Source organism: Paenarthrobacter sp. Z7-10 (assembly GCF_026932795.1).
GTDB lineage: Bacteria > Actinomycetota > Actinomycetes > Actinomycetales > Micrococcaceae > Arthrobacter_M.
Genome location: NZ_JADPVH010000013.1, coordinates 1 through 20642, shown reverse-complemented (window position 1 = coordinate 20642; position 20642 = coordinate 1). Strand labels below are relative to the sequence as shown.

17 protein-coding genes are annotated in these 20642 nt (G+C 63.9%); 10 read left to right on the top strand and 7 right to left on the bottom strand.

All coding sequences use genetic code 11. The annotated features are described in order from the left end of the window. Positions 1 to 11 precede the first annotated feature (11 nt). From IV498_RS05850 to IV498_RS05840, 3 genes are all read right to left on the bottom strand, one after another. A complete protein-coding gene (locus IV498_RS05850) occupies positions 12 to 470 on the bottom strand; it encodes a hypothetical protein (RefSeq protein ID WP_269045629.1) in 459 nt (152 codons plus the stop codon). Positions 471 to 604: 134 nt separating this feature from the next. Next, positions 605 to 1165 carry a hypothetical protein gene (locus IV498_RS05845; RefSeq protein ID WP_269045628.1) on the bottom strand — a complete coding sequence of 187 codons (561 nt, stop codon included), beginning with the start codon at positions 1163 to 1165 and terminating at the stop codon, positions 605 to 607. After that, positions 1162 to 1755, bottom strand: a complete 594-nt coding sequence (locus IV498_RS05840; protein WP_269045627.1) for an RNA polymerase sigma factor — start codon at positions 1753 to 1755, stop codon at positions 1162 to 1164. Before IV498_RS05840 ends, IV498_RS05845 begins: the two co-directional genes overlap by 4 nt. 456 nt (positions 1756 to 2211) lie before the next feature. Between IV498_RS05840 and leuS the strand changes: the two genes are divergently transcribed. The 5 genes from leuS to holA all read left to right on the top strand — a co-directional run bounded on the left by leuS (position 2212) and on the right by holA (position 10481). After that, entirely contained in the window at positions 2212 to 4737 is a 2526-nt protein-coding gene (gene leuS / locus IV498_RS05835) for a leucine--tRNA ligase (RefSeq protein WP_442951300.1), read from the top strand. Positions 4738 to 4783: 46 nt separating this feature from the next. Then, positions 4784 to 5854, top strand: a complete 1071-nt coding sequence (locus IV498_RS05830; protein ID WP_269045626.1) for a DegV family protein — start codon at positions 4784 to 4786, stop codon at positions 5852 to 5854. 174 nt (positions 5855 to 6028) lie between these two features. Beyond that, positions 6029 to 7258, top strand: a complete 1230-nt coding sequence (locus tag IV498_RS05825) for a helix-hairpin-helix domain-containing protein (RefSeq protein WP_269045625.1) — start codon at positions 6029 to 6031, stop codon at positions 7256 to 7258. Between the two features lie 408 nt (positions 7259 to 7666). Further along, positions 7667 to 9301, top strand: a complete 1635-nt coding sequence (locus tag IV498_RS05820) for a ComEC/Rec2 family competence protein (protein WP_269045624.1) — start codon at positions 7667 to 7669, stop codon at positions 9299 to 9301. Between the two features lie 136 nt (positions 9302 to 9437). After that, positions 9438 to 10481: a DNA polymerase III subunit delta gene (gene holA, locus IV498_RS05815; protein WP_269045623.1), complete on the top strand. Its 1044-nt coding sequence runs from the start codon at positions 9438 to 9440 to the stop codon at positions 10479 to 10481. Between the two features lie 137 nt (positions 10482 to 10618). Here the strand turns inward: holA and rpsT are convergent, their stop codons facing one another. Then, positions 10619 to 10879, bottom strand: coding sequence for a 30S ribosomal protein S20 (rpsT, locus tag IV498_RS05810; protein ID WP_269045622.1), 261 nt, complete (start codon positions 10877 to 10879; stop codon positions 10619 to 10621). Between the two features lie 424 nt (positions 10880 to 11303). Here rpsT and lepA point away from each other — a divergent pair, with 424 nt between their 5' ends. Continuing rightward, a complete protein-coding gene (lepA, locus tag IV498_RS05805) occupies positions 11304 to 13157 on the top strand; it encodes a translation elongation factor 4 (RefSeq protein WP_269045621.1) in 1854 nt (617 codons plus the stop codon). A gap of 51 nt (positions 13158 to 13208) precedes the next feature. Continuing rightward, a complete protein-coding gene (gene hemW, locus IV498_RS05800) occupies positions 13209 to 14438 on the top strand; it encodes a radical SAM family heme chaperone HemW (RefSeq protein WP_269045620.1) in 1230 nt (409 codons plus the stop codon). A 23-nt stretch (positions 14439 to 14461) separates the two neighbouring features. Here the strand turns inward: hemW and IV498_RS05795 are convergent, their stop codons facing one another. Together IV498_RS05795 and IV498_RS05790 are read right to left on the bottom strand one after the other, a co-directional pair. Next, the gene (locus tag IV498_RS05795; RefSeq protein ID WP_269045619.1) at positions 14462 to 14890 is read right to left on the bottom strand and encodes a DUF4870 domain-containing protein; all 429 of its coding nucleotides are present in this window, start codon (positions 14888 to 14890) and stop codon (positions 14462 to 14464) included. A 70-nt stretch (positions 14891 to 14960) separates the two neighbouring features. Further along, complete coding sequence (locus IV498_RS05790; RefSeq protein WP_269045618.1) at positions 14961 to 15818, bottom strand: DUF3097 domain-containing protein; 858 nt, start codon at positions 15816 to 15818, stop codon at positions 14961 to 14963. A 167-nt stretch (positions 15819 to 15985) separates the two neighbouring features. Here IV498_RS05790 and hrcA point away from each other — a divergent pair, with 167 nt between their 5' ends. From hrcA to IV498_RS05775, 3 genes are read left to right on the top strand one after another with little or no spacing between them, the layout of a single operon-like run. Then, a complete protein-coding gene (hrcA, locus tag IV498_RS05785; RefSeq protein ID WP_269045617.1) occupies positions 15986 to 17005 on the top strand; it encodes a heat-inducible transcriptional repressor HrcA in 1020 nt (339 codons plus the stop codon). 60 nt (positions 17006 to 17065) lie between these two features. Beyond that, complete coding sequence (gene dnaJ / locus IV498_RS05780; RefSeq protein ID WP_269045616.1) at positions 17066 to 18196, top strand: molecular chaperone DnaJ; 1131 nt, start codon at positions 17066 to 17068, stop codon at positions 18194 to 18196. Positions 18197 to 18204: 8 nt separating this feature from the next. Continuing rightward, positions 18205 to 19032, top strand: coding sequence for a 16S rRNA (uracil(1498)-N(3))-methyltransferase (locus IV498_RS05775; RefSeq protein WP_269045615.1), 828 nt, complete (start codon positions 18205 to 18207; stop codon positions 19030 to 19032). A gap of 2 nt (positions 19033 to 19034) precedes the next feature. Here IV498_RS05775 and IV498_RS05770 read toward each other — a convergent pair whose 3' ends face one another. Continuing rightward, positions 19035 to 19844, bottom strand: coding sequence for a GerMN domain-containing protein (locus IV498_RS05770; protein ID WP_269045614.1), 810 nt, complete (start codon positions 19842 to 19844; stop codon positions 19035 to 19037). Between the last annotated feature and the right edge of the window lie 798 nt (positions 19845 to 20642).

The window sequence follows — 20642 nt, the reverse complement described above, 5'->3', positions numbered from 1 at the left end:
GTGGCGAGGGCTTACGAGTTTTTCACGGCGGCGGCAAAGTCGGCAGGGGAGCCGGTGAATGACGCGCCGTTGGAGGCGAAGGCAGCAACGGTTCCGTTCGTGATCTCGAAACGGCCGGTCGGACCGCCAATGACGTAGAAGAGCCCTGGAGAGGCCTGTTTCAGGAACAGCACATTCCTCTCGGAGATCTGAAAAAGTGGGTCGTCCGAAGTTTGTTGCACTACGCCGTTCACCGTGCCGCCGGTTTGGCGAACCGTGAGCTTGGCGCCCGTGTTCACAAGGTTTCCCGGGTCATGCAGAACCTGATCAACAGTAAATTCGAAATCCGTGAGGGGAATTGTTTTAAGGGAGTTCTGCCCGACTAGGCGTGTGAATCTTCCCTGCACGGCGATCGTACTATGAGCCTTGAGATCGTGCAGGTTGTAGTATCCAGTCGCCCAGCTGACGCCGATGCCAGCTCCGGTAATCATGGCCGGGGCTGCTGAAGGCGGCGGGACAGCAGGGACACTCGCGCAGCCTGCAATACCGGCTGCCGCTGCGACAGCAATCACGGCCGTAGCTGCCTTGTAAGCCATCCGGCTCCGCGTTGACCGAGCGTTCACGTTTACTTACCGTCCTTTCGGGGAACACCGTCGCCCGTTTCATTCGAGTTGGCACGGCGAAGGTTGAGGTCCCGGCACAGTTGAGCATTTGTCAGAAGCTGGCCGCTTGTCGTGGTGAGGGGGAAAACACCCAGGACGTTGTCGGGCCGGACACAGACACCCAGTGGGGGGACCGAAAGCTCGGAATGCTGACTAGCTGCCGAATGGCTTCCTTTCACGGCCGGCAGTTCTCCCGTGGCCCAATTCAGGCCGCACCACGTCATAGCCTTGCGTCCGGTTCTGTCCTGGTTCGCAGAGCCATCAGGATTCGTTGCCTGGATGGATGCGGAATCCAGGGATTGCTCGGAGTAGCAGTAGGTCGACGAGTCTGCGGGGCGCTGCGTGGTCGGGATATAGATGGCGGCGGAGGCGGAACCGATCACCATCACTGCGACGGCGGTGGTTCCGGCAATGCGATGTCGACGGATTCGCTGCTGGTGCTGACTCACGCGATCGAGTGTTGCGGCGCGCATCCGGTCGATGTCTGTTTCCGTTGGCCAGACCGCCGGTCGATTGGTGCTCATGAGGTCTCCTTTGATTCCTGGGCCGACAGGAATTGACGCAGGTTCTTCTTGAGTCTGGAAAGGCGATTGCGGACTGCCGCGTGGCTGATGCCCAGAGAGTTGGCCGCGGCCTCGTAGCTGAGTTCCTGCCGAAGGCATAGCCGGTAAATTTGCCGGTCGATGTCTTTGAGGCTTTCAATGTGGGACTCCAGTCCCATGACTGTCGCCTGTTGAATAACCAAATCTTCTGTGGAGAACCCCGCAGCGGAGATATCGGCATCGTTGTCCAGCTGTTGATGTGTTCGTCGTCGCTCCTTTACGCGGAGATTGCGGCACTGCATCCTGCATGTACCCAGCAGCCACGGCAGCAGGGACTCACCAACCAGAGTGATGCGCTTTGATTCCTGCCACAAAACCAGAAACGTTGTCTGCGTGACATCTTCAGCGAGATCAATGGAACCCAGCATGCTCCTCGCAGTCCATGCCACCGCACGGACGTACTTCTCGTAGACCATCCCGAACGCCGGTTTGTCACCCTTGCCGATTCGTCTAAGCAGACATCCATCAGCCGCGCTGTCGGATGAAATCTCCGCGTCAGCATTTGATTCCATACCATCCCCATCGAGGCGTCCGAACGATCTATTCATCTACTAATGTGCTCAGTTCCCGGATCGTCTCATTCTTTGGGAAATTCGTCGATGTTCCGCATGTGAATCCTCCGCGGCGGCGTCCTGGAGATGGAAGACGACTACGGCACCCTCGTTCACGTCGCGCTCGAAAGCCGACGCATCTCGGCGTCGAGCCCGGGTTCCGGATCGGGACGCTGCTTCAGCGGCGTAACCAGGCCCGGCCCACGTTCGGACGGCGCACCGCCGTCGTGTGCGTCCCATGCGCTAAAGTGTTGCTATGTACTTCCTTCTCCTTCTTGGATAGCCGCTCGGCACTGCGGGTCCTGTTTGATGGAATCGTTGCCGCGCGGTTAGCCCCTTGCCTTGTCGAGGGGCTTTTGTGTGTCCGGGAAGAATTCGATGGGAAAGATGACAATGAAAAGTGAAAAGGCAGGACCAGTGAGCGTGCAGTCGCAGACCGGGCAAATGGACCAGGTGCAACCGTCCCAGCAGGACGGCAGCAGCTCCAACTTCGCTGCCATGGAGGCGAAGTGGCCGGCCGTCTGGGATGAGCTGAAGGTCTTCACTCCGGTCGATGACGGTTCCCGGGAACGGCGCTATGTGCTGGACATGTTCCCTTATCCCTCCGGGGATCTGCACATGGGTCACGCCGAGGCGTTTGCGATGGGCGACGTGGTGGCACGGTATTGGCGCCAGCGCGGGTTCGACGTCCTGCACCCGATTGGCTGGGACTCCTTCGGCCTGCCGGCGGAAAACGCAGCAATCAAGCGCAACGCACACCCCAGCGAGTGGACCTACGCCAACATCGAAACCCAGGCGGCGTCCTTCCGCCGCTACGCCATCTCCGCGGACTGGTCCCGCCGGCTGCACACCTCGGACCAAGGGTACTACCGCTGGACGCAGTGGCTGTTCAAGCGTTTCTACGAACGCGGTCTGGCCTACCGGAAGGACTCCCCGGTCAACTGGTGCCCGAAGGACCAGACGGTGCTCGCCAACGAGCAGGTCGTCAACGGCGCCTGCGAACGCTGCGGCACGCTGGTGACCAAGAAATCGCTGAACCAGTGGTACTTCAAGATCACCGATTACGCGGACCGGCTGCTGGATGACATGGACGAGTTGGAGGGCCACTGGCCCGAGCGCGTGCTGGCCATGCAGCGCAACTGGATCGGCCGCTCCGAGGGCGCGCACGTCCGTTTTGTGATCGAGGCCGACGGCGGTCTGCCGGCGCATGAGGTTCCGGTCTTCACCACCCGCCCGGACACCCTGTATGGGGCCACGTTCTTCGTGGTCGCCGCCGACGCGCCTCTGGCCGAGGATCTGGTGACGCCCGAACATGCCGCCGCCCTCACTGCCTACCGCGAGAAGGTCAAGGCACTGAGCGAGATCGAGCGGCAGTCCACCGAGCGGGAAAAGACCGGCGTCTTCACCGGCCGCTATGCCGTGAACCCGCTCAACGGCGAAAAACTGCCGGTCTGGGCGGCGGACTACGTGCTGGCCGACTACGGAACGGGCGCGATAATGGCCGTTCCCGCCCATGACCAGCGGGATCTGGACTTCGCCCGGGCCTTCGGTCTGCCGGTGCGCGTGGTGCTGGACACCGGGGCGGACGATCCGGCCGACTCGGGCGTTGCCACCACCGGCGACGGCGTGCTGGTGAACTCCGGCGAACTGGACGGCATGCCCAAAGCGGAAGCCATTGCTGCCGCCGTCGGCCAGCTGGAACGCCAGGGCACCGGGGAGAAATTCGTGAACTTTCGGCTGCGTGACTGGCTGCTGAGCCGTCAGCGTTTCTGGGGGACTCCGATTCCGATCATCCACTGCGCGGACTGCGGTGAGGTGCCGGTTCCGGATGACCAGCTGCCGGTTACCCTGCCGGCGGATCTGCGCGGCGAGGATCTGTCGCCCAAGGGAACCTCCCCGCTGGCGGCCGTTGAGGCTTGGGTCAACGTCCCCTGCCCGAGGTGCGGCGGCAGCGCGAAACGCGACACCGACACGATGGACACCTTCGTCGATTCGTCCTGGTACTTCCTGCGCTTCACCTCCCCCGAGTACACAGACGGTCCATTCGACCCGGCCAAGGTCAACGAGTGGATGCCGGTAGGCCAGTATGTCGGTGGCGTCGAGCACGCAATCCTGCACCTGCTCTATGCCCGGTTCTTCACCAAAGTCATCCACGACATGGGCATGATCACAGCGGATGAGCCGTTTCGGGCCCTGTTGAATCAGGGTCAGGTACTCAACGGCGGCAAAGCGATGAGCAAATCGCTGGGCAACGGCGTGGATCTGGGCCAGCAGCTGGACAAATTCGGCGTGGACGCCATCCGGCTGACTATGGTGTTTGCCGGGCCGCCCGAGGACGATCTGGATTGGGCCGACGTGTCCCCTTCCGGCTCATCAAAGTTCTTGGCGCGCGCCTGGCGGCTGGCCCAGGATGTGGTCAGTGCTCCCGGCACGGACCCAGCCGAGGGGAACTCTGTCCTGCGGTCCGCCACGCACCGGATGGTGGCTGATGCCACTGAGCTGGTGGAACATCACAAGTTCAATGTGGTGGTGGCACGGCTGATGGAACTGGTCAACGCCACACGCAAGGATATTGACAGCGGCGCCGGCGGGGCGGACCCTGCCGTGCGCGAGGCCGTCGAAGCGGTCGCCGTGGTGCTGAGCCTCTTCGCGCCGTACACCGCCGAGGACATGTGGCTGGCGCTGGGGCATGAGCCATCTGTTGCCGCTGCAGGGTGGCCGGAGGTTGATCAGGCGCTGCTGGTGCAGGCCACCGTAACAGCCGTGGTCCAGGTCCAGGGCAAGGTCCGCGATCGGCTCACCGTTTCCCCGGACATCGCGGAATCGGAGCTGCGCGAGCTGGCGTTGGCTTCCGAGCCTGTGCAGCGGTTCCTGGCTGGGCGCGGCGTGCGGACCGTGATTGTCCGTGCGCCAAATCTGGTGAACATCGTCCCGGCCTCGTAATTCCAGCTTTTCGGCATGACCGGCTTTCGGCATAAGGAGCGCGCACATGGCTGAACGCGAAGCTGCCGCCGTCAGCTGGCTGCGCGAACGGCTGGCTAAGCTCCGGCCGGAAGCAGCCGCCGTCGAACACCTGCCGTCGGTCGCTGTAATCACGGACTCGGCTGCGGCGCTGCCGCCGGCGTGGGGGCTTGACCTGCCCGACGACGGCCGGTTGGCTATCGTGCCGATGCCGGTGATGGTGGGGCCGGACATTTTCGGTGAAGGAGCCGATGACGTTGCGGCGTCCATTGGCTTGGCACTCGCGGCGGGTCAGCCCGTCCGCACATCCCGGCCCTCGCCGGGCCAGTTCGAAAGGGCCTACCGCGCTGCCAAGGCGGACGGCTTCGCGGGGGCGGTTTCCATCCACCTCTCCGGCGCGCTGTCCGGAACCGTCGAATCCGCGCAGCTGGCCGCGGCCACTGTCGATTTCCCGGTCGAGGTCATCGACACCAGGACCGTGGGGATGGCCCAAGGCTTTGGCGTCCAGGCCGCGTTGCTGGCCGCCGCGGCCGGATCCGATCTGAGGGAGGTAGCCGCGGCCGTTCGGCAGCAGACGGATGCCGCCAGGATCTACTTTTACGTTCCGAGCCTTGACCAGCTGCGCCGCGGCGGACGTATTGGGACGGCGGCTTCCTGGCTGGGAACTGTGTTTTCGATTAAACCGATCCTGTCCGTTCGTGATGGCCAGGTGGTTCCGCTCGAACGGATTCGCACCGAGGTTCGGGCGATCGCCCGGCTGGAGGAGCTGGTTCGTCAGGACATCGCCGGGCGCCCGGTCGGTGCGGCGAAGCTCGCTGTGCACCATTTCGGCAATGAGCCTGCGGCTGAGGCCTTATGCGCGCGGCTCGTTTCCGGCCTCGAACAAGCCGCAGCGGCGGCTGGCGCGGAGGCCGCTGGCGGAGTAATTGCCGGCGATCCCGTTGGCCCGGCTGCGGGAATTCCCGCGGTGTCCGCTGCAGGAGCCGCAGCGAAGGCGCCAGAGGTGCTGATCACACCCTTGCCGGCCGTGCTTGCAGCCCACGCCGGGCTGGGTGTCCTGGCAGTCATCGTTGGTGAGGATCCGGCGCAGCGCGGCTGAGATCCTTCGCAGCAGCGGCGGCGGCGGGGTGCGTTGGAAGCGGCGGCGGCGTGCGTTGGAAGCGCCGGCGCGGAACGCACAGTTCTCCTGCACAGCCCCCGGATTCCCGGCCCGGCCTCACATAGCCGTACGCCGCGCTGCCGGGTGTCCATCTGGCTCCCTACGGTGGAAATCATGGCTAGGGAGAGCAGGCAGCGGGGGGCACCGGGGGTGGACGGGCATCCGTCCCGCCTCGCTGAACTGCTGCAGCCACCTGGCCGGACCGGAGTCCGCCCACCGGGCCGGCATGCCGGGACCGGTCTGTCCCGCTCCCCGACGGTAGGGCTTCTTCCTGCCCTTCAGAACGGGAGGCCGGCAACCGTAGGTCCGGGCGCCACCTCCGGAAGCGCCGTTGTGCACGGCGAAGACGCCGCCGAGCACAACAGGGCAACAGCGGACACAGCCGAGACACCGGACACCGTCGAGACAGGTGACAATACAAGCGCCACCGCCCCGGCAGATGGCTTAACACCGTCACGGTACATCGCCCAAACCGGCGCCACTGCGGGTGCCGTGACGCCGGCCGGCGGCACGGCACCGGCACAAGTCAGCGCCCCGCCAGGTGGCACGGCAGTAGAGGACGACAGCGGTCGGGACCGAAGCCCAGGAGCTGGCGACGACCCTCCGAAACGGCGCACAATCCGCTGGCGGGTGGCCTCCGGTGCTGTCATCGTAGCCTTGGCCATGCTGCTCAGCGCTGTGGCAGTGCTGTGGCTACAGGCCGCCAGCCAACGATTCCCCGTGCAGAGCGTGGCTGCGGTGGTGTCACCGAAGGTGACCGTGCCGCCGCTCGAAACGAATTCCGTCCCCAGCCCCGCAGCCACGAAACCCGCGGAGTCTCCGGCGCCCTCCACGACGGCGGGGACGTTCGTGGTATATATCGCCGGCGCCGTCAAGCGACCGGGAATCTTCAGTCTGCCTGCTGGCAGCCGGCTCTATCAGGCTATCGACAGAGCCGGTGGGAGCCTGCCGGAGGCCGCTTTGGAAGCGGTGAACCTGGCCGCCCCGCTTCAGGATGGCGAACAGGTCATCGTTCCCACCCGGGACCAGGTCGCAGCTCAGCTGATACCAGCAGCCGCCGCGCCAGGCAGTGGACCGCAGGCAGCGACCCAACAGCCGGGCTCCGGTGGTGGATCAGCCGCCAAAATTCTCCCGGTGCCCGGAACGGCTGGAGCAAAAATCAACCTGAACACTTCCACCGCGGAGGAACTCCAGACCCTGCCCAGGGTGGGACCGGTCCTTGCGCAGCGGATTGTCCAATGGCGACTGGACCATGGAAGGTTCAGTTCGGCGCAGGAGCTCGACTCCGTCGACGGGGTTGGACCGAAAATGCTCGAGTCGCTTCTGCCCTTGGTAACGATTTAGATGACGAGCCGGGATCGACTTAGGTATACCGAAGCGGCCACCTGTGCTGTCCGTCCCGCCGGCGGCGGTACGGCCGGTCCACAATCCAACCATCAAGCTCGGGGCCGCGCGAACCGCACCAGGGCCCGTTCCGATCGCCGGGACACTGCTGAAAGCGGCCAGGCAACTGACGTCACTCGCCCGATGCTCCCCACAGCAGAGATCCTCGCCGCATTGGCTGGCCAATCTTGGAGCCGCGTGGTCGAGCAGGTAGCCGCCAGAACCCGCCGCCGGATCCGGCCCCAGGCCGTCGCATGGGATGCGCGCAGAGCCCGGCTTGACGTGCGCCTTGTACCGGCGGCCATCGGCGGCTGGGCGGCTGCGTGGATAGGGATCCGGGTAGGAACCGGGCCTGCTTTGAGCGCCGGTATGGCAATAATTGCAGTCGGAAGCGTGCTCGGCCTCGCCGCCAGCACGGCGCACGCATCTACGCACTCGATCGCCGCAGCTCCCACCCCCGAAGTCCCGGCCGCAACCTCCTCGGCCCCCGGAGTCCCCGCAGTTCCAGCCGAAGGACGAAGATATCGAAAAACCGCGCGTCACTCGGCCTGGTCGGCGCTGGCTCTGACGCTTCTTTGCATCGGTGGAGTGCTGCTGGCCGCGGGGTTTAAGGGCGATAGCCGGACCAAGGGCCCCATCGGAGCGGTCATTGCCGAATCTGGCACGGTGACCGCCACGCTGACGGTCACAGGCGAGCCGCGGGCGGCCGCTACCGGGCCTCCGGCTTTCGGCAACGGTGCCCGTCTCTCTCTAAACGCTGTGGTGACCGAGGCCACAGCCAAGGGCCAAAGGTTTGGTGCCAATACCCCCGTTGTCCTGCTCGGTCGTTACGACTGGGCCAAAGTGAAGACCGGCAACAGGGTCGCCACCGCGGGCAGACTTGTTCCGGGACGTGCGGGACAGGACGCTGCAGCGCTGTTCCTCGCCGGCGGCGCCCCGCGAATTCTGCCCGTAGATTTTGGCTGGGCGCAATGGACTGCCGAGCTCAGATCACGCTGGCGGCTGGCCTGCGCATGGCTGTGGCCGGACGCAGCCGGGCTGTTGCCTGGGATGACGGTGGGGGACCGAACCTCGATTACGTCAGATCTGGACACTGCCATGAAACGGGTGGGCCTAACGCACTTGACCGCGGTCAGCGGCGCAAATTGCACTCTGATACTGGCTGGCTTGCTGTTCGCGACCCGAAGTCTTCGGATGCCGCGCTGGCTGGCCGCGGCCGGAGCCGCAGCGGGGCTGACGGGCTTCGTGGCGTTGGTGGGACCGGACCCAAGCGTGCTCAGGGCAGCCTTGATGGGGCTGATTGGGTTGTTCGCCCTGCTCTCGGGAAGGCCGAGACGCATCCCCGCCTTACTGGCCGTCACCATCGTGGTGCTCTTGACCGTAGATCCCTGGCTATCAGGCAGCTTCGCCTTCATTCTCTCCGTCCTGGCCATGCTGGGTTTGGTACTGCTCGGAAAACCGTGCGCACGATGGTTGAGCACCTGCCTGCCGCAGTGGATTGCCCAGGCGGTGGCGGTGCCTTTATCGGCCCAACTCTTCTGTGCCCCGGTCATCGTGCTGCTCCAGCCGCAGTTGACCGTTTATTCACTACCGGCAAATATCGCCGCAGCACCGGTCGTGGCCTTGGTGACCGCCGCCGGCACTCTGGGCCTGCCGACACTGCTGTTAATACCATGGGCCGCGCCGGCGTTCGTGGCCACAGCCGGTCTGGGAGCCGAATGGGTGGCATTAGCTGCCAGGTTCTTCTCCGGCTTGCCCGGCGCGGCGATTCCCTGGCCAGCCGGCGCAGTGGGTGTTGCCCTGATGTCATTTCTGTGCGTCCTCACCGTGGCAACGCTGTGGACTCTTCTCAACCTCGGGCGCGTTGCCACAATGGCGGCTGCCGCCCGGGGACGCCTTCCGGCGCGCTGGCAGGCTGCAGTGGGTCTGCCAGCCGTCGCCGCAGGCGCGGCAGCTGTCACAGGGGTGACAGTGTGGGTCCTGAGTCAAACCGGCCTGATCTGAACCCACGGTCGATTGGCACCCTTGGCGAGACAATGTTGGTCCTCTGAGGGCTGCTGGGGAGCACCAACGCGCTTGGGAATGTCGGCGCCACGTGGGACGCTAGGTGCGTGATCCGAATTACTGAATTGACCAGCCGATGACCCCGGCTGCATCCTCTAATGCCCGCCCAGGAGCAGGGGCAGGCAATGCCAATGTCCGAACGTCCAATTGGCGCGACGTCCAGCCCGCAAGCCTGGTTCTGGTCCAGGGAACGGAAGAGTATCTCGCTGCACGCGCGCTGGCAGGACTTCGCAAAACTTTGCGGCTGCAAAGCCCCGACCTTGAAGTCACCCGGCTGGACGCCTCTCATTATGTGGCCGGTCAGCTTGCAATGGCTGCCAGTCCTTCGCTCTTCGGCGAGGCAAAACTGATCGAAGTCTCCGGTCTGGCCAGCATGAGTGACGATTTCCTCGTCGATGGACTCGATTATGTCCGTGCACCGGACCCCGATGTGGTAGCCGTCTTTCACCACGGCGGGGGAGTCCGCGGGAAAAAACTGCTCGACGCGCTCAAGACGGGTGGATCAACCTATGTGGAGTGCCAACCGTTGAAAAAGGATGCTGACAAAGCCGACTTTGTAGCTGCGGAATTTCGGCAGGCCGGGCGGCGGATTGATCCAATGGCCGTACGGACTTTGGTTGCAGCCGTGGGCGCCAGCTTGGCCGAGCTTGCGGCGGCATGCAGTCAATTGATCGCCGACGTTCCGGCCGCTGGGGGTTCGGCCACGGTGACGCATGAGTTGGTGGACAAATATTACGGCGGCCGGGTGGAGGCAACCGCCTTCAAAGTGGCTGATGCGGCGCTGGCCGGAAATGGGCCGGTGGCACTGTCCTCACTCCGGCATGCCCTGGCAACCGGGGTTGATCCGGTACCCCTCGTCGCAGCGCTGGCGATGAAGGTACGCACGCTCGCCAAGGTGTATTCGGCGCGTGGAAGTTCCGCGCAAATTGCCAAGGAACTCGGATTACAGGGCTGGCAGGTGGATCAGGCGAAGCGGGACATCCGGGGCTGGGATTCCGCGGCGCTGGTGCGGGCCATCCAGGTGCTGGCCGAGGCTGATGCCCAGGTCAAAGGGGCCGCCAGGGATCCGATTTATGCAGTGGAGCGGGCAGTGACAGTCATAGCGACGTCACGGCGCTGATCCAGCCCGCATGGATTATCCAGGCCGAATGAGCCCGAACACACCAACAGCGACCGGCGCCAAGCGTCGGTCGCTGTTGGTCTGATACTTTGCTGCGGTGATACTTTGTGACCCCGCTGGACGCGGAGCAGGCGTTCCTAGAGGGCGTTAACCTTCTTGGAGATGGCCGACTTACGGTTGGCCGCATTGTTGGCGTGGATGATTCCCTTGCCAACGGCCTTGTCCAGCTTGCGGCTGGCGCTAACCATAGCCACCGTCGCAGCTTCCTTATCGGAAGTCTCCACGGCTGTATTTACGGCGCGGATGGCGGTCTTCAACTCGGACTTCATGGAGTTGTTGCGCTGACGCGCCTTCTCATTGGTGAGAATGCGCTTCTTCTGGGACTTGATATTAGCCACGTTTGAACTCTCTTTTTAAAGCGGACTTCGGTCGTAGAGGGCGTAGGCCAGCCATTGACAGCGGCGTGGGGATGCTCGAATAAGGTGAACGTCCGGCTGACCTGTAGTGCCCGCCGACCTGCACGGACACACAGCTACCAAGAGTAGCAGATCGCGGCCTGCGCACTGTCAGAACACGGGACCGCCCGCTCCGAACTGGAATCAGTCAAACGCCGGGCAACGGGTCTACCAGCGGTCACCGGACAGACCACCGTACAGACCACCGAAGCCTGCGGGAAGGCGGCAGTCCGGTGGACTCGCGGCTCAATGCGCCGCTGCGGCGCGCGGCGTGGGAGACTGTTAACGCTTGCGATTCGGCAGCGCGGTGTGTTTGCGCGCGGGGGCTGGACCGCCGTCGACCATTCGTACAACAGTAAGGAAGCGCGTGTCACCCATGGCCCGCACCGCCCCGGTGCCCGCCGCGACCGATCCGGCGATCATTCGGAACTTCTGCATCATCGCCCATATCGACCATGGGAAGTCCACCCTGGCGGACCGGATGCTGCAGTTGACCGGAGCCGTCCAGCAGCGGGACATGAAGGCCCAGTACCTGGACCGCATGGACATTGAGCGCGAACGCGGCATTACGATCAAATCCCAAGCCGTGCGCGTGCCTTGGGAAGTGGATGGCACCGCATACTGCCTGAATATGATCGACACTCCCGGGCACGTCGACTTCACCTACGAAGTGTCGCGGTCGCTGGCCGCCTGCGAGGGCGCCATTCTACTGGTCGATGCGGCGCAGGGCATTGAAGCCCAGACGCTGGCGAACCTGTACTTGGCGATGGAGCACAACCTCACCATCATCCCGGTGCTGAACAAGATCGACCTGCCGGCGGCCCAGCCGGAAAAGTATGCCCTGGAGTTGGCCAACCTGATCGGCGGCAAGGCCGAGGATGTGCTGCTGGTGTCGGGCAAGACCGGGATCGGCGTGGAAGCACTGCTGGATAAGATTGTCCGCGATCTGCCGGCGCCGGTGGGGAATCCGGACGCCCCGGCCCGCGCGATGATTTTCGACTCCGTTTATGACACCTACCGCGGCGTGGTCACCTATGTGCGGGTCGTGGATGGAAACCTCAAACCGCGTGAACGTATCCAGATGATGTCCACCCGCGCCACGCATGAGCTTCTGGAGATCGGTGTCAGCTCGCCGGAGCCCACACCGTGCAAGGGTCTCGGTGTCGGCGAAGTGGGGTACCTGATCACCGGTGTCAAGGACGTCCGCCAGTCGAAGGTGGGCGACACTGTCACCACCTTGAACAAGCCCGCCACCGAATCATTGGGCGGTTACGAAGATCCCAAACCGATGGTGTTTTCCGGTCTGTATCCGCTCGACGGCGCCGACTATCCGGTGCTCCGGGACGCGCTGGATAAGTTCACTCTCAACGATGCCGCGCTGGTCTACGAACCAGAAACGTCGGCCGCGCTGGGATTCGGCTTCCGGGTCGGGTTCCTCGGGCTGCTGCACCTGGAGATTACCCGGGAGCGGCTGGAACGCGAGTACAAACTGGACCTGATCTCCACCGCGCCCAACGTTGAGTACGAGGTGACCCTGGAGGACCGGAAGGTTATTGAGGTCACCAATCCCAGCGAGTATCCCAGCGGCAAGATTGCTGAGGTGCGTGAGCCCATGGTGGCTGCCACCATCCTGGCTCCCAATGAGTTCGTTGGTGCCATCATGGAACTTTGCCAGCAGCGCCGAGGCGTGATGGGTGGCATGGATTACCTGTCCGAGGACCGGGTGGAAATCCGCTATCGTCTGCCGCTCGCCGAGATCGTCTTCGACTTCTTCGACCTGCTCAAGTCCAAGACCCGCGGGTATGGCTCGCTGGATTGGAAGGCCGACGGCGATCAGGTCGCTGATTTGGTCAAGGTGGACATCCTGCTCCAGGGCGAACAGGTGGACGCCTTCAGCGCGATTACCCATCGGGATAAAGCGTATGCGTATGGGGTGATGATGACGGGCAAGCTGCGCGAACTCATTCCCCGCCAGCAGTTCGAGGTGCCGATTCAGGCCGCTATCGGGGCGCGCATCATTGCCCGGGAGAGCATCCGTGCCATCCGCAAGGATGTGCTGGCCAAGTGCTACGGCGGTGACATCACCCGGAAGCGCAAGTTGCTCGAAAAGCAGAAGGAGGGCAAGAAGCGCATGAAGATGGTGGGCCGCGTGGAGGTGCCGCAGGAGGCATTCATTGCTGCCCTGTCCTCCGATGATTCCAAGGACAAGTCCAAGAAATGAGTTTCCTGCCAGTGTGCATGGCAGCGGAACGGGCCGGCGGGCGGACGCTGCATGCCTAGCGTCCTGCCGCTGGGGGATCCTGCCCCGGCCGACGGCGTTCTGCCGAAGCAGGCGCGCCATGGCGCCGCCGGGCGCGGATTCGGCCTGTACGTGCACATCCCCTTCTGCGCAGTGCGCTGCGGCTACTGCGACTTCAACACCTACACCGCCACCGAGCTCGGCGGCGGTGCCTCCCAGGATGCATATGCTGCAACGGCCACCACGGAAGTCAATTTTGCCGCCCGTGTGCTGGAGCAATCGGGGCTGCCCGCCCGCGAACTGGACACCGTCTTCTTTGGCGGTGGCACCCCTACCCTGCTGCCGGCGTCCGACTTGGTCACAGTGCTGCAGTCCGCCGCCGGCGTCTGGGGTCTGAAGAACGACGCAGAGGTGACCACCGAGGCGAACCCGGATTCGGTGAGCCGGTCGTCCTTGCGGGAGCTGGCAGACGGTGGCTTTACCCGGGTCTCCTTTGGGATGCAGTCGGCAGTGCCGCACGTCCTTAAGGTGCTGGACCGAACACACGAGCCCAGCCGCGTGCCGCAGGCGATTGAGTGGGCACGCGAGGCCGGTCTGAAGGTCAGTGTTGACCTGATCTACGGCACGCCGGGGGAGTCGGAAGCGGATTGGGAACTCTCCGTCAGAACCGCTCTGGGGTATGAGCCGGACCATATTTCCGCCTACGCTCTGATTGTTGAAGAAGGCACCAAACTAGCCGCCCAGATCCGCCGCGGTCAGGTGCCACCCATCGACGACGACGACCACGCCAGCAAATATGCGTTGGCCGACGGACTCTTCGCCGCCGCCGGATTGTCCTGGTACGAAGTCAGCAACTGGGCCCGCAGTCCGGAGGATGCCTGCCGGCACAATCTCGCCTATTGGCGGGGCAGCGATTGGTGGGGAGTCGGGCCGGGGGCTCATTCACACGTAGGCGGCGTGCGCTGGTGGAACGTCAAACACCCGACGGCCTATGCCAACAGATTGTCCCAGGGGCAGTCGCCGGCCGCCGGCCGGGAAACATTGGACGAGGCCACCCGCGACGTTGAGCGCATTATGCTCGCCGCCCGGCTGTCCGATGGCCTGGCGCTGGACACCCTGGGCCCGGCGCCACGCCGCGCCGTGGCACAGCTGATAGCTGGGGAACTTATTGAACCGGCTCAGGCCTTCGCCGGACGGCTGATACTGACGCTGCGGGGACGGCTGCTGGCCGACACGGTGGTTCGGGACCTTTTGCCGGACTGAGCCGGCGGCGGATCGCCCGCTGGTCAGCGGATCAGGCGCAGATTCAGCAGGTACCGGTACGGCCGGCCGCGGTTGACCGCGATGGCGGCGACGACCGAATAGACGGTCAGGAAGATCCAAAGTGCCACGGCGAGGATGGCAAAGAGGCTGCCTTCGGAGGGGACCGCGAGGGCCAGAATGTTGGCCAGTGCCGCAAGGATGGTTGGCGGCAGGGTGAAGTTGAGAGCTTCCTTGGATTCCTGGGCCGTGAACGGGCCGCGGTCGCGGAAAACGATGTAGATGACAAGTGCGGGCACGAATCCGAGGATGCCGCCACAATGCGCCATGAATGCCCATTGCCGATCCTCGCTGGCGGTCAGGGGCGGCGCATTTGCCGGGACCCCCTGATACTGCACAGGCTCCCGGGGTTCCTGGGCTCGATCCGCGTCGTTCCCGCGGGCACTGTTGACCACTGCTGCTGTCCTCTACGCTGCGCCGGTACCGGCTCTCTCCGATGACAGAACCGCCATTAGCGGTCCCCTTCTAGGATACGGGAACAGTGAGGAAGTCAATTACTTCCTCGACCCGTCCCAACAGTGTCGGCTCAAGGTCCGCGTAGCTGCCGACCTTGCCCAGGAGCCTTTTCCAGCCCATCGCAATATCGGTGGCAGTGGTGTGCGGCCAACCGAAGGATGTAAGGATGCCCACCTTCCACTCAATGTTCCGCGGCACGCTGGGCCACGCCGGGATCCCCAGGACGGCAGGCCGTATGGCTTGCCAGACGTCCACATAGGGATGCCCTACAATCAGCACATTATTGCGGGAGCCAGGCTGCCGCAACACGTCTGCGGCGATCCTGGATTCCTTTGAGTTGGGAACCAGATGGTCCACCAGGACACCGAGCCGGCGGCCGGGCCCCGGTGCAAAGTCCCGTACGGCTGCGGCCAGGTCGTCGATGCCGTGCAGCGGTTCGACGACGATGCCCTCCACCCGGAGGTCATCCCCCCAGACCTTCTCGACCAGTTCGGCGTCGTGCTTGCCTTCAACCCAGATGCGGCTGGCGCGTGCAACCTGGGCCCGCTGGCCGGCCACCTTCACAGAGCCGGAGGCGGTTCGCAGCGTTGGAGCCGGGCTGCCGGGTTTGGTGGAGCCAGGTGCCACAATTTTCACCGGGCGCCCGTCCAGCAGGAAGCCGAAGCCCAGTTGAAAGGATTTGGTCCTGCCGCGTCGGTCTTCGAGCGCAAGGATGTGCATGCCGCCGGACTTTTCCACCCGCACCACAGCGCCCACCCAGCCGCTTTGGACGTCCTCCAGGACCAGGCCCAGGTCTGCCGGCACTTCGGGCAGCCTGGACGCTACGGGGGCGGAAAGGTCTTGCGGGCCCCACTGGTCATACATCATCTGGCCTCCTCGGGCACGGAAGATCCCATGCTAGCAAGGCTGCAGGAGGTCAGCGGCCGAAGGTATTAGACTTAGCACTTGGGTACGGAGAGTGCTAACGCCTGCACCGGCGACGTTTGGGGCGGGCCGCGCGCCAGAGAACTGTTGGGACCGTGGGAGGTGTATTGATGAGCGAACCGCGCAAACTCGAGGTTCTGCGTGCCATCGTCGAAGACTACGTCCATTCGCGTGAACCGGTGGGCTCCAAAGCGCTCGTGGACCGCCACCATCTCGGTGTTTCCAGCGCCACCATCCGCAACGACATGGCCGTGCTGGAGGAGGAAGGTCTGATCACCGCCCCGCATACCAGCGCCGGCAGGATCCCCACCGACAAGGGCTATCGGTTGTTCGTGGACCAGATCTCGGCAGTCAAGCCGTTGTCAGCACCCGAACGCCGTGCCATCGCCTCCCTGCTGGAAGGCTCAAATGACATTGACGACGTCCTGGACCGCACAGTACGGACGCTGTCGCAGCTGACCAACCAAGTCGCCGTCGTACAGTACCCCAAGCTGCAGTCGGCCACAGTGCGGCACGTTGAATTCGTGTCTTTGACGCCGCACCAGGTGCTGATTGTGCTGATTTTGACGACCGGTAAGGTTGAACAGCGCGTGATCGACGTGGGCCAGCAGCTCGACGACGACACCCTGACGCTGCTGCGCAGCCGGTTCCTGGCCTGCTGCGTGGGATCAGTGATTGGATCACTGCCGCAGGTGTTGGAAACCGTGCCCGCCCTGGTGCCGCAGACGCTGCGCCCGGCCGCCCATAAGATTGCCTCCGCACTGGCCCAGCTGGCGGCCACGGCACGGGAGGAACGCATTGTCCTGGCAGGGACAGCGAACCTGGCCCGCTCCAACGTGGATTTTCCGCTTAGTATCGGCCCGGTCCTGGATGCTCTGGAGGAACAGGTGGTGATGCTCCGGCTGCTCTCCGAAATGGCGCAGGACGCCCGCGGCGTATCCGTGAGCATCGGCCGGGAGAATCCGTACGACGCTCTGGCCGAAGCGTCCGTGGTCGCCACCGTCTACGGACAGGACTCGTCCGCAAAGATCGGTATCTTGGGCCCGACCCGGATGGACTATCCGACCACGATGGCTGCCGTTCGGGCGGTGGCCCGCTATCTTTCCCGAATTTTGGCCAGTCAAGGCTGAGCCGGCAGTCCGCTGCCCCCGCTCGTAACAGATGCCGTACAAAAGAAAGAGTCAGAGACTTTGAGCAACCACTACGATGTACTGGGTGTTTCCCACGACGCTACCGGTGAGGAAATCAAGAAGGCGTACCGCAAGCTTGCCCGCCGCTACCACCCCGATGTGTATCAGGGCGACGACGCACAGGAACGCTTCAAAGACGTCACGCATGCGTACGAGGTTCTCTCGGATACGCAGAAACGCCGGGTCTACGACACCACCGGCAATGAGAACGGCACCGAGAGCGGATTCGGCGGAAACTACGCCGGCTCCGGCTTCGCCTTCCAGGATATCTTTGAAACCTTTTTCGGCGGCGGCGGCGGTGGCCAGGCCGGCCCCGCCTCACGCGCCCGCCGGGGGCAGGACGCGCTGATCAACGTCCGGATCGAGCTGCGCGAGGCCGTCTTCGGCGTGAATAAGAAGATTGAGGTCGAAACCGCTGTCACCTGTCCCACCTGCAAGGGCAGCTGCTGCCGCGAGGGAACCTCACCGGCTACCTGCGACATTTGCCATGGCAGCGGGCAGATTCAGCGTCCGGTGCGTTCCATTTTGGGCCAGGTCATGACCGTGGCCACGTGCGGATCGTGCCAGGGACTGGGGACCGTAATTCCGGATCCCTGCCTGGAATGCTCGGGCGAGGGTCGGGTGCGCAGCCGCCGTTCCATCACCATCAAGGTTCCCGCTGGCGTCAGCACTGGAACCCGGATCCAGCTTGCCAGCCAGGGCGAGGCAGGACCGGCGGGCGGTCCCGCGGGCGATCTCTACGTGGAAATCAAGGTCAACAACGATCCGGCCTTCCTGCGGGATGGAGATGATCTCCACGCCACGGTCAGCGTCCCCATGACGGCCGCCGCTCTGGGTACCGAACTGACCCTGGAGACGTTCGACGGCGAGCAGCCGATCAGCGTCAAGGCGGGCACACAATCCGGCGAGGTGGTCAACCTCAGGGCTCTGGGGGTGACACACCTGCGCGGTTACGGCCGCGGAGACCTAAAGGTGCACCTTCACGTGGAGACCCCGGCAAAACTGGATCCCGCCCAGGAGGAGCTGCTGCGCCAATTGGCCCAACTGCGCGGAGAGCAGTTCCGCGAGGGCAGGCTCGTCAGCAGCGGCGGAATGTTCGCCAGGCTGAAGGACAGGCTGGGGAACCTCTAGGAATCCGCATGACCAGGCCCATATTCTTTGCCGCTGCCGCAGAACTGGCAGCCCTGACGCCGGGCGCTGGGTTTACCTTAACTGGCGCGGAAGGCCGCCACGCCAGCACCGTCAAGCGGCTCACCGCCGGGGAAAAACTGGACATCGTTGACGGCTGCGGGCTTCGGGTGTCAGGAACTGTGACAGCCGCCGCCGCCGGGGAGCTGGAGCTGCGGGTGGACAGCATCTGTACCGAGCCGATGCCAGCCCAACGACTGGTGCTGGTGCAGGCTCTGGCCAAGGGGGACCGGGACCTGCTCGCCATCGAAACGGCCACCGAACTGGGCGTTGACGCCGTTCTCCCCTGGCAGGCCGAACGCTCAATTGTGCGTTGGAAAGGTGAACGCAGCGCCAAATCGTTGGCCAAGTGGCGAGGCGCCGTGACGGCGGCGGCCAAGCAGGCCAGACGGGCGTGGATTCCTACCGTTGGGGAAGCCGTCGACTCGGCCGCGCTGGCACGGCTGATCGCCTCGGCACCTTTAGCCATGGTGCTGTCTGAGGAAGCAGAAAGTCCTCTGCGCTCCGTCATCGAAACCTGGCGGGCCACGGCGCCGCAATCCGGTGCTGGCGCAGACGCGGCAGATGGGTCCGATAGGGCAGGCGGTTCAGATTCTGGCGGGCGTGGCTGCGACCTGCTGATGATCGTCGGGCCGGAGGGCGGAATCAGCGACCGTGAAATGAAGTTGTTTAGCACCGCCGGAGCCAAGCCCGTGCGTCTCGGCCCACATGTGCTGCGCTCCTCCACGGCCGGTCCCGCCGCCGTCGCCCTGCTGAGCGAACAGCTGGGCCGCTGGTAGCGTTACTTGACTTCCAGCTTTTTGGTTTCCACTCCGGATTTCGCCATGGGATGAGCCGGATCCGCGGCGTACACCTTCAGCTCATATGATCCCGGCACCGGCTTCACTGTGAATCCGAAATCTCCCAACTGGCCGCTTCCGCTACTGATGTCAGTACTGCCGGAAAGGTAGACGCTTTGGTGGCCCTTGGCATCTGATTTGAGAAGCTGCCACATCAGTTGCCCGTCGGCCGAGATGCCCCGGCCGTCCACCTTAACCGGGGAGTTCTGCCGCGTCCCCTCCTGAGGATCAATCACCCAGACCGGAGCCAGGAAGCTGCCCTCACGAACCAGCGGTCCACTGAGAGGAACCTTTCCAAAGGCTTCGTAGTCCGTATGGCCGTCCACCAGGATGACGACCTGAATGGAGGAGTTGTCGTCGATAAGTCCGGCGTTAGCGGCAGCCGCCGTGGCGGTGTAAACCAACTGCTGGATGGCCCGCCGGGCAATTCCCTCGTCAACATCGTTGCTGAAGGCGTCGGCGGAGATGTCCACCGTTATAACGTTTTTGGCGGAGATGGAAGCGCCCAGCTTCGAGGGCTTCTTCCAGGGCGTGAAGTAGTCGCCGTCCAAAGGCTTCTGGCTCGTCATGGCCATCAGGGCGGCCTGAATGGGATCTCCATTGCCGTTGACAGGCAGGAATTCGCGGTACAAGAAGACGTCGCTGTTGCTGTGGCCCAACCAGTACACCGGAATTTTCGCTGAGCTCTGCGTGGTCTCCAGCGGGGCGCTCGTTACGGCTGACGTGGGCGTAGTGCTGCTCGAGGGCGGCATGGTGGCATCCGCGGGAGTGGGGGGACCGGAATGACTGCAGCCGGAGAGCAGCAAGACAGCGCAAACAGCAATCGCGCCCGGGCGCAACCACGCGCGCGACGGCACCCACCGGCAGTGGCTGTACCGGCGCACAGTGGCATTCACGGTGTTCCTGATGGCTGTGTCCTTCGATAAAGAATGTCCCGCGCTCGCGCGGCGGCCTCTTCAGCTTCGCATGACAGCGACCGCGGGCTGGGCGGTCAGGGCCTTCGGGACGGAACTGAAACCGTATCGAAACACTTCTGAGATCGGCCCGATATCCGCTGGGCGCCGACTGGAAGCCATGGCAGATCCTCACACTCATCCAGAAGAAGAAGTAATCGACACCCGTTCCAATAGGTTGGAAGCGCCCCTTGAGCCGCTTTTGAGTGTCAATGGCTTGGATAGTCTCGCCGACCATCAGCCTGATCAGCAATCATCTTTGTCTCATCCGCCGCGCGGATGCCCCTTGACAACAAAACCTACATATCAGAAGGGTGGGGGTTCTGGGTGGGTGGTGTAGGTGCGGCCGGTGGGTGAGGTGTGGGTGAAGGTGCCGGGGGTTGGTTGGGTGGTGGTCCAGCGGGTGTGGGGGTCGTCTTTGAGGTGGTGGTCGTAGCCGCAGCGTGCTCCGAGTGGAGCGTCCCCGGTTTAGTGGACACGGTTGGGTTTGTCCGGGTTCCCGAGTGTAGGAGACTACTTTTATGGGTTCCACCCGCAGGAGCTTTACCGAGGAGTACAAGCGCGATGCTGTTGCGTTGATTACCGATGGTGGTTATA

Excerpts from the sequence above, each read along its gene's own strand:
- IV498_RS05820 (WP_269045624.1), top strand. The coding sequence starts at position 7,667 with ATGGCAATAATTGCAGTCGGAAGCGTGCTCGGCCTCGCCGCCAGCACG.
- hemW (WP_269045620.1), top strand. The coding sequence starts at position 13,209 with ATGCCTAGCGTCCTGCCGCTGGGGGATCCTGCCCCGGCCGACGGCGTT.
- IV498_RS05775 (WP_269045615.1), top strand. The coding sequence starts at position 18,205 with ATGACCAGGCCCATATTCTTTGCCGCTGCCGCAGAACTGGCAGCCCTG.
- IV498_RS05770 (WP_269045614.1), bottom strand. The coding sequence starts at position 19,844 with ATGCCGCCCTCGAGCAGCACTACGCCCACGTCAGCCGTAACGAGCGCC.
- IV498_RS05830 (WP_269045626.1), top strand. The coding sequence starts at position 4,784 with ATGGCTGAACGCGAAGCTGCCGCCGTCAGCTGGCTGCGCGAACGGCTG.
- IV498_RS05850 (WP_269045629.1), bottom strand. The coding sequence starts at position 470 with ATGATTACCGGAGCTGGCATCGGCGTCAGCTGGGCGACTGGATACTAC.
- IV498_RS05845 (WP_269045628.1), bottom strand. The coding sequence starts at position 1,165 with ATGAGCACCAATCGACCGGCGGTCTGGCCAACGGAAACAGACATCGAC.
- IV498_RS05840 (WP_269045627.1), bottom strand. The coding sequence starts at position 1,755 with ATGGAATCAAATGCTGACGCGGAGATTTCATCCGACAGCGCGGCTGAT.
- holA (WP_269045623.1), top strand. The coding sequence starts at position 9,438 with ATGACCCCGGCTGCATCCTCTAATGCCCGCCCAGGAGCAGGGGCAGGC.
- IV498_RS05825 (WP_269045625.1), top strand. The coding sequence starts at position 6,029 with ATGGCTAGGGAGAGCAGGCAGCGGGGGGCACCGGGGGTGGACGGGCAT.
- hrcA (WP_269045617.1), top strand. The coding sequence starts at position 15,986 with ATGAGCGAACCGCGCAAACTCGAGGTTCTGCGTGCCATCGTCGAAGAC.
- IV498_RS05790 (WP_269045618.1), bottom strand. The coding sequence starts at position 15,818 with ATGATGTATGACCAGTGGGGCCCGCAAGACCTTTCCGCCCCCGTAGCG.